Consider the following 14810-nt stretch of genomic DNA (forward strand, 5'->3'; position numbering starts at 1 on the left):
GGTAACGCCAGCACCAGCAATGGCTATATCTATAACGCCATGTGGTCGACAGGTTCGTACACCGACACTCTGACGCTCCCGACCACGGGCACCTATACCATCTATCTCAACCCCGGCAGCGCCGACACCGGCAGCATGACCTTTCACCTGATCAGCGTGCCCGCAGATGTCACGGGCACGATCAGCATCGATGGTGCCGATGCCACCCTGACCACCACGGCCATCGGCCAGAATGGCAGTCTCACCTTCAGCGGTACCGCCGGTCAGCGTATTTACCTCAGTACGCCCAACTCCACCTATCCCTCTACCCGCAGCGAGTCGGTCATCCTCTACAAACCGGATGCCAGTGGTAACGCCAGCACCAGCAATGGCTATATCTATAACGCCATGTGGTCGACAGGTTCGTACACCGACACTCTGACGCTTCCAACCACGGGCACCTATACCATCTATCTCAACCCCGGCAGCGCCGACACCGGCAGCATGACCTTCCACCTGATCAGCGTACCGGCAGATGCAGCAGGTACGATCAGTATCGATGGAGCCGATGTCACCCTGACCACCACCGCCATCGGCCAGAACGGCAGCCTCACGTTCAGCGGCACCAACGGTCAACGCATCTATCTCAGCGCTCCCAACTCCACCTATCCCTCTACCCGCAGCGAGTCGGTCATCCTCTACAAACCGGACGCCAGCGGTAACGCCAGCACCAGTAATGGCTTCATTTACAACGGTATGTGGTCGACAGGCTCCTACACGGACACCCTGACACTCCCGACTTCAGGCACCTACACCATCTACCTCAACCCGGGCAATGCCGACACCGGCAGCATGACTTTCCATCTGACCAGCGTACCGGCAGACGCAACAGGTTCCGTAACAATCAACGGCTCAGCCTTGACCGTCACCACAACGTCTGAGGGGCAGAATGCAAGCGTGACATTCAGTGGAACCTCGGGGCAGACGGCAACCGTTCATTTGGCCAACAACAGCATGGGCTTGGTGTGGGTGACCTTGAAAAAACCCGACAACACGACCCTGACGTCGAGCCCGTCCAGCAGTGCCAGCTTTAGCTTGTCGTCCCAGACCCTCCCCACCACCGGCACCTATAAGGTCTACATCGATCCATCAGCTGCCAATGTGGGTTCCATAAATGTCAGCGTGACCAATCCTTGAGGTAATGCGCCATGAAAGGGAATTACTCCGGTTGCGGTGCATCCTTTAATACTGAGATCTGGTTACGGCAGGTGACACACTGCTCGTTACTGCTGATTACCTGGCTAGTTCTAACCATAGTGAGTTCCCAAGTGATCGCCGATTCGGTAATTGGTGGCACTACTGGAAGCGTGGCGCCCACGCGTCACGCAGGTGAAACCGCCACGTTGTTGCCTGATGGCCGTTGGTTGCTCAGCGGAGGCACAGAAAACGGCGTGACACTGGCGACACTTACCTTGGTTGATCCCGTGACAAACACTGATACGCACTTTGCGGGCAGCCTGAGCATGCCACGCCAAGGCCATACGTCCACTTTGTTGCCGGATGGCACAGTGCTTATCGTTGGCGGTGTTGACGCAAGCAGCAGCCCTCTCGCACAGGCAGAGCGTCTTAATATTCAGACACAGCAGTCGCAGCCTGTTACTGATGCCACTTTTACTGCACGCACTCAGCATACGGCGACCCTATTACTGGATGGTCGTGTTCTGTTGGCTGGTGGCCTATCGGCGCAACACGAAGCGCTGTCCAGTGCAGAACTGTGGGATTCCCAGACGGGAACGGTGAATCAAATGCCCACCGGATTATTGAGTGCTCGCTATGGGCATACTGCGCAGACTTTGCCCACGGACCTCATTCTGATTCAGGGCGGCAAAGACCAAAGTGATCAATTGGTGACGCGTGGTGAGCTTTTTGACCCATCTCGGCAAGTTTTCTCACCGCAGGAGGAGAACCAATCCAGCTTACTAGCGACGTCACAATCCTTGCAAAGTCCGCCGCAAGTGCAATCCAGTCTGCCTGCTGCAAATGCCAATACAGTTGCTGTCAGCAGTTGGATCAGCCTGCGCTTTTCCAAGCCGATGGCGGTGACGTCACTGAGCAGCAACACCGTGACAGTGATCGGCCCGACCGGCCAAACTGCCGGCACGGTAACTCCCGTGGAGGGCGGGCAAGCAGTGTTTTTTGTACCAACGCGGGAGTTGCTGCCGGATACGTACTACAACGTCTTTGTCAGCGGCGCTACAGATGAAAGTGGCACTCAACTCCCGCTCACAGGTTACAGCTTTACTACGAAAGCCCTGACCGTCAACGTCGCGTCAACTAGTACCAACACCAACTCCTCCGACGCCCTCAAGGGCCAAGCAAGGCCGCTGACTACTCCGCCTGGTCTCGACATGGCCAACACCGGCCCTGAAGACTGGATCCCGGGCCCGGAGCATTTCAGCGGAGACTGGCGTGCCAAACGCCCACCCTCTCCATTGCAGGATCTGCCACCCTTGCAGGCACCCTTGGGGGTGACTGCGCTGGCAGGTCAAGTACTGTTGATGAACGGCAAAGCGGCGGTGGGTGTGACTTTGAAAATGGGCGAAAAAATCGCCACCACAGACCCGACCGGGCGCTTTCTGCTGAGCGGTATCAACACCGGAAATCAAACGCTGAGAATCGATGGCTCCGGTGCCAACAAGCCAGGTCGTCAATATGGATTTTTTGATGATCTGGTCGTCATTTTTCAGGATGGCAAAACGCAGTCCCTTCAATACACCATTTGGTTGCCCCATACCGATACGCAACATGCCGTGAGCCTGCCGTCCCCGACAACAAGTGAGGTGACTGTCACCACACCTCATATTCCAGGTTTGGAGTTGCATATCCCCAAAGGAACAGTCATTCGCGATGTCGACGGCAAGGTTGTCACCTCCGTCAGTATCACCCCCATTCCTGTTGATCGGACGCCATTTCCGCTCCCCACGCATGGCATCCCTGTGTACTTCACCATCCAACCAGGCAGTGCGAATCTACAAGCCATCGATCCGAAGAGTTTTCAGGCAGCACGGATCATTTATCCCAATTACAACGGCCGCCCCTCTGGCTCTACGATGGACTTCTGGACCTACGATCCCGTCTATAAAGGCTGGTACGTTTATGGTGAGGGGCTAGTTTCCACGAACGGTAAACAGGTTATACCTGGGGACGGTGTGGGTATTTATGAGTTCACTGGGGCCATGGTCAGCTTGCCGTCCCTAGCACCCGCCAAAAACCCCACTGCCGGCGGCGGTTATCAAGGGCTGGAGGTTGCTTCGAGCGACAAAGGCGAGCCGGTGGATACGTCTACGGGATTGTTCACCTATCCGCACACCGATCTGACGGTTGCTGACACCCTCCCGCTGACTTTGACACGCACCTACCTCTCTGAAGACACGCGGTCGCGTGCCTTCGGTGTCGGTACCAATCACGTGTATGACATTTTCATGGTGGGCGATACCAACCCCTGGACCTATCAAGATCTGATTCTGTCGAATGGCGAGCGTATTCACTTCAACCGGATCTCATCAGGTACGAATTACGCGACTGCGGTGTACCTGCACAACGGCTCGCCGTTTGATCGGTATCAGGGGGCGACCATCTCATGGGTCGGCGGTGCTTCGCCGTGGCTGCTCAAGCTAAAAGATGGCTACCAAATGTGGTTCCCGAATGCACAAGACAATAACGTGCCAGCAAAAGCAGCCATGACTCAAATCAAGGACCGTGTGGGTAATACGATCTCGTTGACGCGAGCCTCCAACGGAAATTTGCAACAAGTGATATCGCCTAATGGACGCTGGATAAGCTTTACCTATGACTCAAGCAATCGTATTACTCAGGCCAGTGACAATATGGGGCGTACGGTCAGCTACACATATGACAGTAATGGGAATCTTCAGACAGTAACCGACGCGAATGGTGGCGTGGAAACCTATACCTACGACAGCGCCCATCACATGCTGACCATCACGCGGCCCAATGGCAATGTACTCCTCAGCAACAGTTATGATGCCAACGGCCGGGTCTCCCAACAAACCCTGGGTTATGGCAGCACCGTGGCAGGTACCTATCAATTCGCCTACACCCTCAGCGGCAGCCAAGTCACCCAGACGGACATTACGGATCCTCGCGGCAATATCGAGCGTTTGGCATTCAATGGCGCTGGCTATGTCACAACAAACACCTATGGCCTAGGTTTGCCCGAGCAACAAAGCTATAGCCTCCAGCGTGACGCCACCACCAATCAGGTGACCTCCGTCACCGATGCCATGGGGCGAGTGGCCGGATACACACACGATGGCGTGGGCAACCTCACCAGCGTGACTCGGCTACAAGGAACGTCGCAAGCCGTGACGGACAGCTATACCTACGACCCCACCTTCAATCAACTGACCAGTCATACCGATGGTCTGAGCCATACCACTAACTACAGCTATGACAGTTTGGGACGTCTGACACAGATTATCGATCCCTTAGGCAATGCCGTGAAATTCACATCGGATGACCAAGGTCGGGTGACGCAGATCACCGATCCCATCGGAGCAACTACGGCCATTAGCTATGTTTTGGGGGATGTTGCCAGCGTTAGCGATCCTTTGGGGCGAACCACCAATTACTACACCGACAGCGTGGGTCGGGTCCTGGCAATCTCTGATGCTGTGGGGCGCCGTACCCTGATGGACTATGATCCGTTGGATCGTAAAACCAAGGTTACGGACCCGCTAGGAAACATCACCAGCTTTGCTTACGACACGAATAGCAATCTTCTGAGTGTCACCGATGCCAAGAACGGAGTGCATGCGTATAGCTACGACGCTCGCGATCGCCGCGTGTCTTACACCGACCCGTTGAACGCGACACAAAGCTATGGCCTTGATGGCCTAGATAATGTGACGCAGTGGACCGCCCGCAATGGCGTCATCGCCACTTACACTTATGACGCCTTGAATCGGCGCACGCAATCGGCCTTCGGGCAAACCTTGATTGGCAGTGGTCCCTCGTTGACAGCGCCAGATGCCACCGTGGGCTACACCTTCGATGGGGGTAACCGTCTGACACAGATCGTGGATACCCAAGGCGGCACAATCACCCGCGGCTATGACAATCTGGATCACCTGCTCAGCGAAACCACGCCCCAAGGCACCGTCTCCTATGCCTACGATGCCGCTGACCGTCGTACCAGCATGACGGTGACGGGGCAGCCCGCCGTAAATTACACCTACGACGCCGGCAATCGCCTGACCAATCTCGGCAACGGCAGCCAGAACACGGCGTTCACCTATGATGCGGACAACCGTCGTGCCACCTTAACCCTGCCCAACGGGGTAACCGTCAGTTACGGTTACGATTTCGCCGGCCAGTTGGTCAACCTCAATTACACGAAGGGTGGCAGCAGCCTGGGTAATTTGAGTTATGGCTACGATAACGTTGGTCAGCGAGTGCAGCTTGGCGGCAGCCTGGCTCGCACCACTCTTCCCAGCGTAGTGAGCACTACCAGCTACAACGCTGCTAACCAGTTGACGGCATGGGGTGGTGCCACCTTGCTGTATGACGCCAACGGCAACATGACCAGTGACGGCAGCAATACCTACACCTGGGACTCACGCCAGCGTCTGAGCACACTCACGGGCACCGTATCCGGGAGCTTCAGTTATGACGCGGCCAACAGACGCAGTCAGAAGACGATTGTCGGACAAACCACCGGCTATGTGTTCGACGGTATCAACCTGGTGCAAGAACTGACCGGTTCCGTCACCCCCACAGTACAGGCCAACCTTCTAACGGGCGGTTTGGATGAAGTCTTCAGTCGCACCGAGGCCAGTGGTAGCACCTACAGCTACCTGACTGATGCGCTGGGTTCAACCCAAGCGCTCACCGACAGCACCGGAGCATCCACTACCCAATACACTTATGACCCTTATGGCCAAACCAGTATCAGCGGACCCGCGAGTACTAACAGCCAGCAATACACCGGTCGGGAAAATGATGGCTCGGGCCTCTATTATTATCGGGCACGGTATTACTCTCCAGGTTTTGGGAGGTTTATTTCGGTAGATCCGATTGGCCTTGCAGGAGGGATGAATACATACGCCTATGTTCTCAGTAATCCTATTAGCTTTACCGATCCGTTCGGCTTAGACGTTACAGTTACTCTCTATCCAGGCGCAAGCGGCTTCGGCCATGTTGGTACCGGGGTCAATTCCCCGCAGACAAGAGGTTTCTACCCCGCACCGGATTCGTCGACTTGGGATGTTGCAACTGGTCAACCCGTGCCCGGAATAATGCTCCCAGACACCAGGATACCTGAAACTAGCATCACTATTCCAACAACCCCTGCACAGGACAAAGCTATCCAAGAGTTTATTGATAAACTAACGCGTAATCCAGGCAGCTACGAGCTGAATAATCGCAACTGCACTACCACAGTCCATGATGCGCTTAAGGCTGGTGGAATCAACACGCCAGAGACGATTTTTCCTAAAACTTTGATGCGAAATCTGAAACAGCAATTTGATGGGAGACCGTAAATGACACTGCTCCGCTTTACAGGTTTATTCGCTCTTCTTGGGCTTACTATCCCATTAGTATTTCGGTGGCTTTGGTGGTCGTTTCAGTACTTTAAAATCACTGATCTTGGCATTCATGGATTTGTTCAGAAGCTGATGTTGATGTTATGGCCGACGTCACTTATGTCACTTCCGGCAAGCGATGAATCCGGATTTGAAACTAAGCTGTTCTTAATGTCGCTGGTCGCAAACATCTTCCTATATGGGATTCTCGGTGTCGGCATTTGGTTCGGATTACGGAGGCACATAAGCGTTCTCGCACCTGTATTCCTTGTAGTAATTACAGTATGGTGGTATTTGTTGTCGCTCCATTAACTAGATGGAGAATAAACCTCTACGCCTATGTTGCTGGCAAACCCCATCCTTGACGGATGCCCCCTAGGGCTGCTGCAAGGACAGCTAGGGCCTACGAGATTTTCCAGTCGCATTAATTTCGAAAATTTCGCATTTAATTCGAAAACCTACAGCCTCCGCCCACCAGGGCTGGCCCTGACGCAGAGTGGTGCGGCTGGCGAAACGGCCGCTGCGGCCAATGGCTCAGCGGAGTGTGGCTGGTGACCGACTGGATGGCGGCCACTTCCAGGGCTTCCTGCTCCTCCAGCGGCGGCAACAGGCCAGGCAGGCGGCTGGCCAGCAAGGTCTTGCCGGTGCCCGGCGGACCACTGAACAGCAGGTTGTGCGCACCGGCCGCGGCTACCAGCAGCGCGCGTTTGGCGGCCAGCTGGCCCTGTACTTCATTCAGGTCGGGGTAGGGCCGGTTCTGGTGGAGCAGACCGTCCGAAACATAGGGTTCGATCGGTGTATGGCCGTTGAAATGCGCAACGGCTTCCAGCAAGTGCTCGACCGCGATCACCTTCAGTCCCGACGCCAGGCAGGCTTCCTCGGCATTCGCGCGCGGCACCATCAGCGTACGTCCGGCCTGGCGCGCGGCCAGGGCTGCCGGCAGCACACCGCGCACCGGACGAACCGCGCCGGAAAGCGCCAGCTCGCCCAGGCATTCGACTTCCTCCAGGGCCAGGGTCGGCACCTGCACGCTGGCGGCGAGAATGCCCAGGGCAATGGCCAAATCGAAGCGCCCGCCGTCCTTGGGCAGGTCGGCCGGGGCGAGGTTGAGGGTGATGCGCCGGGCCGGAAAATCGAAGCCGGCATTGAGAATGGCGCTGCGCACCCGGTCCTTGCTTTCCTTGACCGCCGCTTCGGGCAGGCCCACCAGGGTCAGGGCCGGCAGGCCGTTGGCCAGATGGACTTCGACCGACACGGCCGGCGCTTGCACGCCGGTCTGGGCACGGCTGTGGACAATGGCCAGAGACATGACTCGTTCCTTGAGATGCGCTTACCGCTTCCTGCGGTCTTGGAAGGATAGTCAGGTGGCAGGGACTGGATAGGGGGGGAATGCAGACAGGATGTGTCGTTTATTGCAGGGCTGACGCGCACAAGCTCACTGCTACAGGTTTGATATGGCCTGGGTAGGAACGAGCTTGTTCACGATGTGTAGGTCAGGTTACTCGGCGGACGGTGTCAGCTTGGCTTCCAGCTCGGCGACCTTCGCCTCCAGGCTTTCCAGGCGGGCCCGGGTGCGGGCCAGGACGACCATCTGGCTGTCGAATTCTTCCCGGCTGACCAGGTCCAGCTTGCTGAAGCCGCTTTGCAGCAGGGCCTTGAACTGGCTTTCGATTTCGGCGCGGGGCAGTGGGGTATCGCCGCTGAACAGGCGGGCGGCATGGCCGCTCAGGGCATCGAGGAGGTCTTTGGGCGCGAGCATGGGGAGTGTCCTGAAAACAATGGCGGGCAGTGTATCACGCACTGTCTATAGTCAATCGGCAGGCGGGGATGCACGCTTTTCGCGCATAGCGCCGGGCAGTGGCGCACTGTTGTTGTGCGTATCCGTGGCGATGATGGCGAAGTGGTTTCTGTCGTGGCGGCCAAGGGACTGAAATCAGTGGGTTTTCGCGAGATGGCAAGGTTTCTGCTTAGTCCCCGATGACCCATGCACTGATGCAGTCGCTGTGACGAATGCAGTGCGGCAGGCGGAGCGGGGAAGTGTTTCGTCAGGAGCGGTTAGCTGGCGTCGGTCTGGTCGAGGAAGGCCGACGATGCGTTACAAAGCCAGGCACTGCGCTTAGACTTGAGTCGGGTTTGTTTTCCTGGGGCAAGTCCACCAATTCGGGAGAAAGTTTCATGAAGCTAGTCACTGCCATCATCAAGCCGTTCAAGTTGGACGACGTGCGCGAGTCGCTGTCCGAGATCGGCGTGCAGGGCATTACCGTTACTGAGGTCAAAGGCTTCGGCCGGCAGAAGGGGCACACCGAGCTGTATCGCGGCGCGGAGTACGTAGTCGACTTCCTGCCCAAGGTGAAGATCGACGTCGCCATCGACGACAAGGATCTTGATCGGGTCATCGAGGCGATAACCAAGGCCGCCAACACCGGCAAGATCGGTGACGGCAAGATCTTCGTGGTCAATCTGGAACAGGCTATTCGCATCCGTACCGGCGAAACCGATACCGACGCCATCTAAGCCGCCCCAAACCCAACGCCCCAGGAGAAAACAATATGACTCTGCGTAAAATCGCAGGGCTAGGAGCCCTGTTGTCCCTCGTAATGCCTGGCCTGGCCATGGCGGCGGACGAAGTGGCAGCCCCAGTCCTCAACTCCGGCGACACCGCCTGGATGCTGACCTCGACGGCCCTGGTGCTGTTCATGACCATTCCCGGCCTGGCGCTGTTCTACGGCGGCATGGTGCGTTCGAAAAACATTCTTTCCGTGATGATGCAGTGCTTCGCCATTACCGGTCTGATCAGCATCCTGTGGGTCATTTATGGCTACAGCATTGCGTTCGACACCACCGGCATGGAGCAGGGCGTCGTCAACTTCAACTCCTTCGTCGGCGGCCTGGGCAAGGCCTTCCTGGCCGGCGTCACCCCGGCGAGCCTGACCGGCCCGGCGGCGCTGTTCCCCGAGGCGGTGTTCATCACCTTCCAGATGACCTTCGCCATCATCACCCCGGCGCTGATCGTCGGTGCCTTCGCCGAGCGGATGAAGTTCTCCGCCATGCTGATCTTCATGGCCATCTGGTTCACCCTGGTCTACGCGCCGATCGCGCACATGGTCTGGTCCGGCAACGGCGGCTTGATGTGGGACTGGGGCGTGCTGGACTTCGCCGGCGGCACCGTGGTGCACATCAACGCCGGTATCGCCGGCCTGGTGGCCTGCCTGGTGCTGGGCAAGCGTAAAGGCTTCCCGACCACCCCGATGGCGCCGCACAACCTGGGTTACACCCTGATGGGCGCGGCCATGCTGTGGATCGGCTGGTTCGGCTTCAACGCCGGTTCCGCCGCCGCCGCCAACGGCACCGCCGGCATGGCGATGCTGGTAACCCAGATCGCCACCGCCGCCGCGGCGCTGGGCTGGATGTTCGCCGAATGGCTGACCCACGGTAAGCCAAGCGCCCTGGGCATCGCCTCGGGTGTGGTTGCCGGCCTGGTGGCGATCACGCCTGCCGCTGGCACCGTAGGCCCGATGGGCGCCCTGGTGATCGGCCTGGCAGCGGGCGTGGTGTGCTTCTTCTGCGCCACCACCCTGAAACGCAAGCTGGGCTACGACGACTCCCTGGACGCCTTCGGCGTGCACGGTATCGGCGGTATCCTCGGCGCGATCCTCACCGGTGTGTTCGCCGCGCCATCGCTGGGCGGCTTCGGCACCGTGACCGACATCGCCGCGCAAGTGTGGATCCAGTGCAAAGGCGTGGGCTTCACGGTGATCTACACCGCGATCGTGACCTTCATCATCCTCAAGGTGCTGGATGTGGTCATCGGGCTGCGTGTCACCGAGGAAGAAGAGTCGGTCGGCCTCGACCTGGCGCAACACAACGAGCGCGGTTACAACCTGTAATCTCGCCAGAAAAAATGCCCGGCTTGCCGGGCATTTTTTTGTCTGCGTTTTGTCATTGAGAGACGGCTGAAAGGTTTTTTCCAGAGCTTGTCAGCCAGTTTGATGACTGCTTTTTTTTCGGGTCAATGACTTACAGCATTGGAGGAATATTCGGCACTTTGTTTTTTCCCAGAGCGCGCTAGAATGCGCGCCGAATGTGCGGAGAACTGTATGTGGCAACAGACTCTGATTACCCTGCGGGCAAGGCCCCGGGGCTTTCATCTGGTAACGGACGAGTTACTCGCCGGCCTGCCTGAACTGAAGGCATGTCGGGTCGGTCTGTTGCATTTGTGGCTGCAGCATACCTCGGCCTCGTTGACCATCAACGAGAATGCCGACCCTGCGGTTCGTCGTGACTTCGAGCGTTTCTTCAACTCCCTGGTGCCTCAAGGCATGGCCGGGTATGAACATGACGACGAAGGGCCCGATGATCTGCCGGCGCACTTCAAGGCCAGTTTGCTAGGCTGTCAATTGAGCTTGCCGGTATCGGCGGGTCGCTTGGCGTTAGGCAGCTGGCAAGGCGTTTATCTGGGCGAGCATCGCGATCATGGCGGTGCCCGCAAAGTCCTTGCCACCTTGCACGGTGATAAGGCATAAGCCGCTGGTTATCAGTGGATGTTGATTTTTTTCCAGCGGCCTTCGACAGTCGGCTCAGCTGGGCTATAACTAATCTGCTTTTCGCAAGTCATGAGGTAGAACATGAGCGACGATGATCTGGAAAACGACGACCTCGAAGTAGGCGACGAAGACGAAACCGAAGAAGGTCTTGAAGCGGCCGCCGACGATGTGGCGGAAGACGATGGCAGTGATGTTCCTGCCCCGACCGCCAAAGGCAAGGCCAAGGCTGCCGTCTCGGTAGACGAGCTGCCGAGTGTCGAAGCCAAGAACAAAGAGCGTGATGCACTGGCGCGCGCCATGGAGGAGTTCCTGGCCCGTGGCGGTAAAGTGCAGGAAGTCGAGGCCAATGTGGTTGCCGATCCGCCCAAGAAGCCTGATAACAAGTACGGTAGCCGGCCTATCTGAGCGCCTGCCACTTGCTTGCTGAAAAAGCCCGCCGTCGCTGCGGGCTTTTTCATGGGCGCTTGTTGGCGAGAGTGCGGTGTTGCGGTGATTGCGAGCGTGCTATCAGGCGCCGTTGTGCCAGCGCGCCAGCAGTTTCGGCAGCTCGGTCAGGCTGCGGATTTCCGCATCCGGTAACCGGTCCGCCTCCCAGGCCTTGCCGGCCGGGTTGAACCAGATGGCCCGCAAGCCGGCCTGCTGCGCCCCGGCGATGTCGTCGCCCGGGTGGTCGCCGATGTGCACGGCGGTGTCCGGTGTCGCCTCGCCCCGTTGCAGGGCTTCGTGAAACAACCGTGAATCGGGCTTGGCGATGCCGATGTCTTCGGCGCACAGGGCGAACTTGAAGTAATCCGCCAGCCCCAGGCGGCGCACGTCGGCGTTGCCATTGGTGACCACGCCCAGCGCGAAGTGGTTGGCCAGCGCTTCCAGGGTCGGCTGCACCTCGGGAAAGATATCCAGCTGATGCCGCGCATGCAGGAACACTTCAAAACTCTGGTCGGCCAGGGCATTGGCCTGGCCCTGGTCGTAGCCGGCTTCCTCCAGTGCATGAAACAGCACCCGTCGGCGCAGCGCGCTGATGCGGTACTTGAGCCCCGGCTCGTTGCTCAGCACCCGCTCACGGATGGTCCAGAGATGCTCCACCGGTACGCCGCCCAGTTGCGGAGCGTGGTCGGTCAGCCACTGGCGCAGCACGGCTTCGGCGCTGACGATCACGGGCGCGGTATCCCACAGCGTGTCGTCGAGGTCGAAGGTGATCAGCTTGATCGTCATTACTCACCGCCTTTGTTGCGTTTGGCCCGTGGGTGGGCGCTGTCGTAGACCGCTGCCAGGTGCTGGAAGTCCAGGTGGGTATAGATCTGGGTGGTCTTGATATCCGAGTGCCCCAGCAGTTCCTGTACCGCGCGCAGGTCCTGGGAGGATTCCAGCAGGTGGCTGGCGAAGGAGTGTCGCAGCATGTGCGGATGCAGGTTCTGTCCCAGCTCGCGCTCGCCGGCGGCCTTGACCCGCAGCTGGATCGCCCGGGGGCCCAGGCGCCGGCCCTGCTGGCTGACGAACACCGCGTCGTCCGGCGGATTGCTCAGCGCCCGCAGCGGTAGCCACAGCTGCAGCGCCTCGCGGGCCTTCTTGCCAATCGGCAGGACCCGGGTCTTGCTGCCTTTGCCGTGGACCTGCACCAGGCCATCGGCCAGGTCCAATTGTTCGAGGTCGAGGCTGGTCAGCTCCGACAGGCGCAGCCCGGAGGAATAGAACAGCTCGAGAATCGCCTGGTCGCGGTGCGCGAGGAAATCATCCTCCACCGCGCCATCGAGCAATTGCAGAGCGCGATCGGTGTCCAGGGTCTTGGGCAGGCGGCGCTCGCCCTTGGGTGGCGCCAGGCCGTTGGCCGGGTCGTGATTGCACAGGCCTTCGCGATTCAGGTAGTGGTACAGGCCGCGTACGGCGGAGAGCAGGCGCGCCAGGCTGCGAGAGGATTGGCCCTGCTGGTGCAGGCGCGCAATCATGCTGCGCAGGCCCTGGATGTCCAGGTCGGACCAGCTGCAAACCTGCTGCTTGGCGCAGAAGGCCAGCACTTTTTCCAGGTCGCGGCGGTAGGCTTGCAGCGTATGGGGCGACACTTGGCGCTCACTGCGCAGGTGCTCGCAGTAGGCGTCCAGTTGTCGTTCCATGGTCAGCGAACCGAGCGTAGCGAGTGAGTGAAGCGCGGCAGCACGCGGCCCATGACTTCGGCGATATAGCTGAGGAACAGCGTCCCCACCGAGCTTTTGTAGTGCTGCGGGTCGCGGCTGGCGATGGCCAGCACGCCGTGAATGCCCTGATGGGCGATGGCGACCACGGCGCTCGAGCCGATCTGCTGGCGCTGCTCTTCGCCGAACAGGAAGTCCAGCTCATGCTCGCGCAGGCTGCCGCTGACGCTCTTGCCTTCGGTCAGCAAGCCGCCGATGGCGGTCTGGGCATCGGCCGCGGTGACCCAGCGGCCCACGGGCATGGCACTGTCACTGAACAGGATCAGGCTCACGAAAGGCACCTGGAAGTCCTGGCGCAGGCTGTCTTCGACGCTCATCACCACGTCTTCCAGGCTGTTGGCATCCATCAGCGCGAGAATCAGGCGCCGGGTCTTCTCGAAGAGCCGGTCGTTGTCCCGGGCCACGTCCATCAACTGCGAAAGCCGGTGGCGCATCTCGATGTTGCGCTCGCGCAGGATCTTCATCTGCCGCTCCACCAGCGAGATGGTGTCACCGCGCTGATGGGGAATGCGCAACGCCGGGAGCAGTTCTTCATGCTCGACGAAGAAGTCCGGATGAGCCTCCAGGTACGCGGCGATCGCCGCCGCCTCGAGGTTTTCGGCAGGAGATTCGTCGGGTTGTTCGGCTGGAACCTGAGGCTGATCAGTCATGGTTTTCGCTCATTCAAAGACGCACCTGTCCTTCGTATACGCGCACTGCCGGGCCGGTCATCTTCACCGGTTGGCCAGGGCCTGCCCATTCGATGGACAGGCGCCCGCCCGGCAGGTCGATCAATAGCGGCGAATCCATCCACCCCTGGCTGATCGCGGCCACTGCGGCGGCGCAGGCGCCGGTACCGCAGGCCTGGGTTTCCCCGGCGCCACGTTCCCAGACCCGCAGCTGCGCGCGCTGACGGTCGATGACCTGGATGAAGCCGACATTGACCCGGGCCGGGAAGCGCGGGTGATGTTCGATCTTCGGTCCCAGCTCATGCACCGGCGCGGTGTTGATGTCGTTGACCCGCAGCACCGCATGGGGGTTGCCCATGGACACCGCGGCCAATTCGACGGTCTGGCCATCGACTTCGACCTGGTAACTCAGGGCTTGGGCCGGTGCCACGAATGGAATCTGCTCGGGCACCAGGCGCGGCGCGCCCATGTCGACGCTGATCTGACCGTCGTTGCGCACATCCAGTTCGATGATGCCGCTTTTGGTCTCGACGCGGATCTGGCGCTTGGTGGTCAGGCGCTTGTCCAGCACGAAACGGGCGAAACAGCGCGCACCGTTGCCGCATTGCTCCACTTCGGAGCCGTCGGAATTGAAGATCCGGTAGCGGAAATCCACATCCGGGTTGCTCGGTGCCTCGACGATCAGCAACTGGTCGAAACCGACTCCGGTGTTGCGATCGCCCCATTGCTTGGCATGTTTGGGCAGGATGTGCGCGTGCTGGCTGACCAGGTCGAGGACCATGAAGTCATTGCCCAGGCCGTGCATCTTGGTAAAACGCAGCAGCATGG

11 protein-coding genes and 1 pseudogene are annotated in these 14810 nt (G+C 59.2%); 6 read left to right on the plus strand and 6 right to left on the minus strand.

Features of this window, described 5'->3' with window-relative positions; translation table 11 throughout:
• The coding region (locus tag AC07Y9_RS18990) for a hypothetical protein (RefSeq protein ID WP_494990496.1) at positions 1-1176 on the plus strand (1176 nt) is incomplete at its 5' end.
• Between the two features lie 11 nt (positions 1177-1187).
• On the plus strand, positions 1188-6542 hold the full coding sequence (locus AC07Y9_RS18995) for an RHS repeat-associated core domain-containing protein (protein ID WP_102678910.1): 5355 nt from the start codon (positions 1188-1190) through the stop codon (positions 6540-6542).
• Positions 6543-7041: 499 nt separating this feature from the next.
• On the opposite strand, the pseudogene AC07Y9_RS19000 reads toward AC07Y9_RS18995, so the two are convergent.
• Positions 7042-7893: pseudogene (locus AC07Y9_RS19000) on the minus strand (YifB family Mg chelatase-like AAA ATPase); the annotation flags it as partial.
• A 189-nt stretch (positions 7894-8082) separates the two neighbouring features.
• On the minus strand, positions 8083-8343 hold the full coding sequence (locus AC07Y9_RS19005) for an accessory factor UbiK family protein (protein WP_087087570.1): 261 nt from the start codon (positions 8341-8343) through the stop codon (positions 8083-8085).
• Positions 8344-8759: 416 nt separating this feature from the next.
• Between AC07Y9_RS19005 and glnK the strand changes: the two genes are divergently transcribed.
• The 4 genes from glnK to sutA all read left to right on the plus strand — a co-directional run bounded on the left by glnK (position 8760) and on the right by sutA (position 11533).
• Positions 8760-9098 (plus strand): P-II family nitrogen regulator, encoded by a 339-nt coding sequence (gene glnK / locus AC07Y9_RS19010; RefSeq protein ID WP_002555808.1) that lies wholly within the window; start codon positions 8760-8762, stop codon positions 9096-9098.
• Positions 9099-9133: 35 nt separating this feature from the next.
• On the plus strand, positions 9134-10471 hold the full coding sequence (locus AC07Y9_RS19015; RefSeq protein ID WP_007926649.1) for an ammonium transporter: 1338 nt from the start codon (positions 9134-9136) through the stop codon (positions 10469-10471).
• A 210-nt stretch (positions 10472-10681) separates the two neighbouring features.
• Positions 10682-11107 carry a secondary thiamine-phosphate synthase enzyme YjbQ gene (locus AC07Y9_RS19020; RefSeq protein ID WP_007926650.1) on the plus strand — a complete coding sequence of 142 codons (426 nt, stop codon included), beginning with the start codon at positions 10682-10684 and terminating at the stop codon, positions 11105-11107.
• A 102-nt stretch (positions 11108-11209) separates the two neighbouring features.
• The gene (sutA, locus tag AC07Y9_RS19025) at positions 11210-11533 is read left to right on the plus strand and encodes a dormancy-specific transcriptional regulator SutA (protein WP_007926654.1); all 324 of its coding nucleotides are present in this window, start codon (positions 11210-11212) and stop codon (positions 11531-11533) included.
• Between the two features lie 102 nt (positions 11534-11635).
• Here the strand turns inward: sutA and AC07Y9_RS19030 are convergent, their stop codons facing one another.
• From AC07Y9_RS19030 to dapF, 4 genes are read right to left on the minus strand one after another with little or no spacing between them, the layout of a single operon-like run.
• A complete protein-coding gene (locus AC07Y9_RS19030; protein WP_102678908.1) occupies positions 11636-12340 on the minus strand; it encodes an HAD family hydrolase in 705 nt (234 codons plus the stop codon).
• Positions 12340-13236 carry a tyrosine recombinase XerC gene (gene xerC, locus AC07Y9_RS19035; protein WP_087087575.1) on the minus strand — a complete coding sequence of 299 codons (897 nt, stop codon included), beginning with the start codon at positions 13234-13236 and terminating at the stop codon, positions 12340-12342. Before xerC ends, AC07Y9_RS19030 begins: the two co-directional genes overlap by 1 nt.
• A gap of 2 nt (positions 13237-13238) precedes the next feature.
• Positions 13239-13964, minus strand: coding sequence for a DUF484 family protein (locus AC07Y9_RS19040; RefSeq protein WP_009051448.1), 726 nt, complete (start codon positions 13962-13964; stop codon positions 13239-13241).
• 13 nt (positions 13965-13977) lie between these two features.
• Positions 13978-14808, minus strand: coding sequence for a diaminopimelate epimerase (gene dapF / locus AC07Y9_RS19045; protein WP_102678907.1), 831 nt, complete (start codon positions 14806-14808; stop codon positions 13978-13980).
• Positions 14809-14810: the final 2 nt, after the last annotated feature.

This window comes from Pseudomonas sp. GW456-L12 (assembly GCF_059424045.1).

Coding starts and splice junctions, on each gene's coding strand:
- AC07Y9_RS18995 (WP_102678910.1), top strand. CDS start 1,188: ATGAAAGGGAATTACTCCGGTTGCGGTGCATCCTTTAATACTGAGATC.
- AC07Y9_RS19030 (WP_102678908.1), bottom strand. CDS start 12,340: ATGACGATCAAGCTGATCACCTTCGACCTCGACGACACGCTGTGGGAT.
- xerC (WP_087087575.1), bottom strand. CDS start 13,236: ATGGAACGACAACTGGACGCCTACTGCGAGCACCTGCGCAGTGAGCGC.
- AC07Y9_RS19040 (WP_009051448.1), bottom strand. CDS start 13,964: ATGACTGATCAGCCTCAGGTTCCAGCCGAACAACCCGACGAATCTCCT.
- dapF (WP_102678907.1), bottom strand. CDS start 14,808: ATGCTGCTGCGTTTTACCAAGATGCACGGCCTGGGCAATGACTTCATG.
- glnK (WP_002555808.1), top strand. CDS start 8,760: ATGAAGCTAGTCACTGCCATCATCAAGCCGTTCAAGTTGGACGACGTG.
- sutA (WP_007926654.1), top strand. CDS start 11,210: ATGAGCGACGATGATCTGGAAAACGACGACCTCGAAGTAGGCGACGAA.
- AC07Y9_RS19005 (WP_087087570.1), bottom strand. CDS start 8,343: ATGCTCGCGCCCAAAGACCTCCTCGATGCCCTGAGCGGCCATGCCGCC.
- AC07Y9_RS19020 (WP_007926650.1), top strand. CDS start 10,682: ATGTGGCAACAGACTCTGATTACCCTGCGGGCAAGGCCCCGGGGCTTT.
- AC07Y9_RS19015 (WP_007926649.1), top strand. CDS start 9,134: ATGACTCTGCGTAAAATCGCAGGGCTAGGAGCCCTGTTGTCCCTCGTA.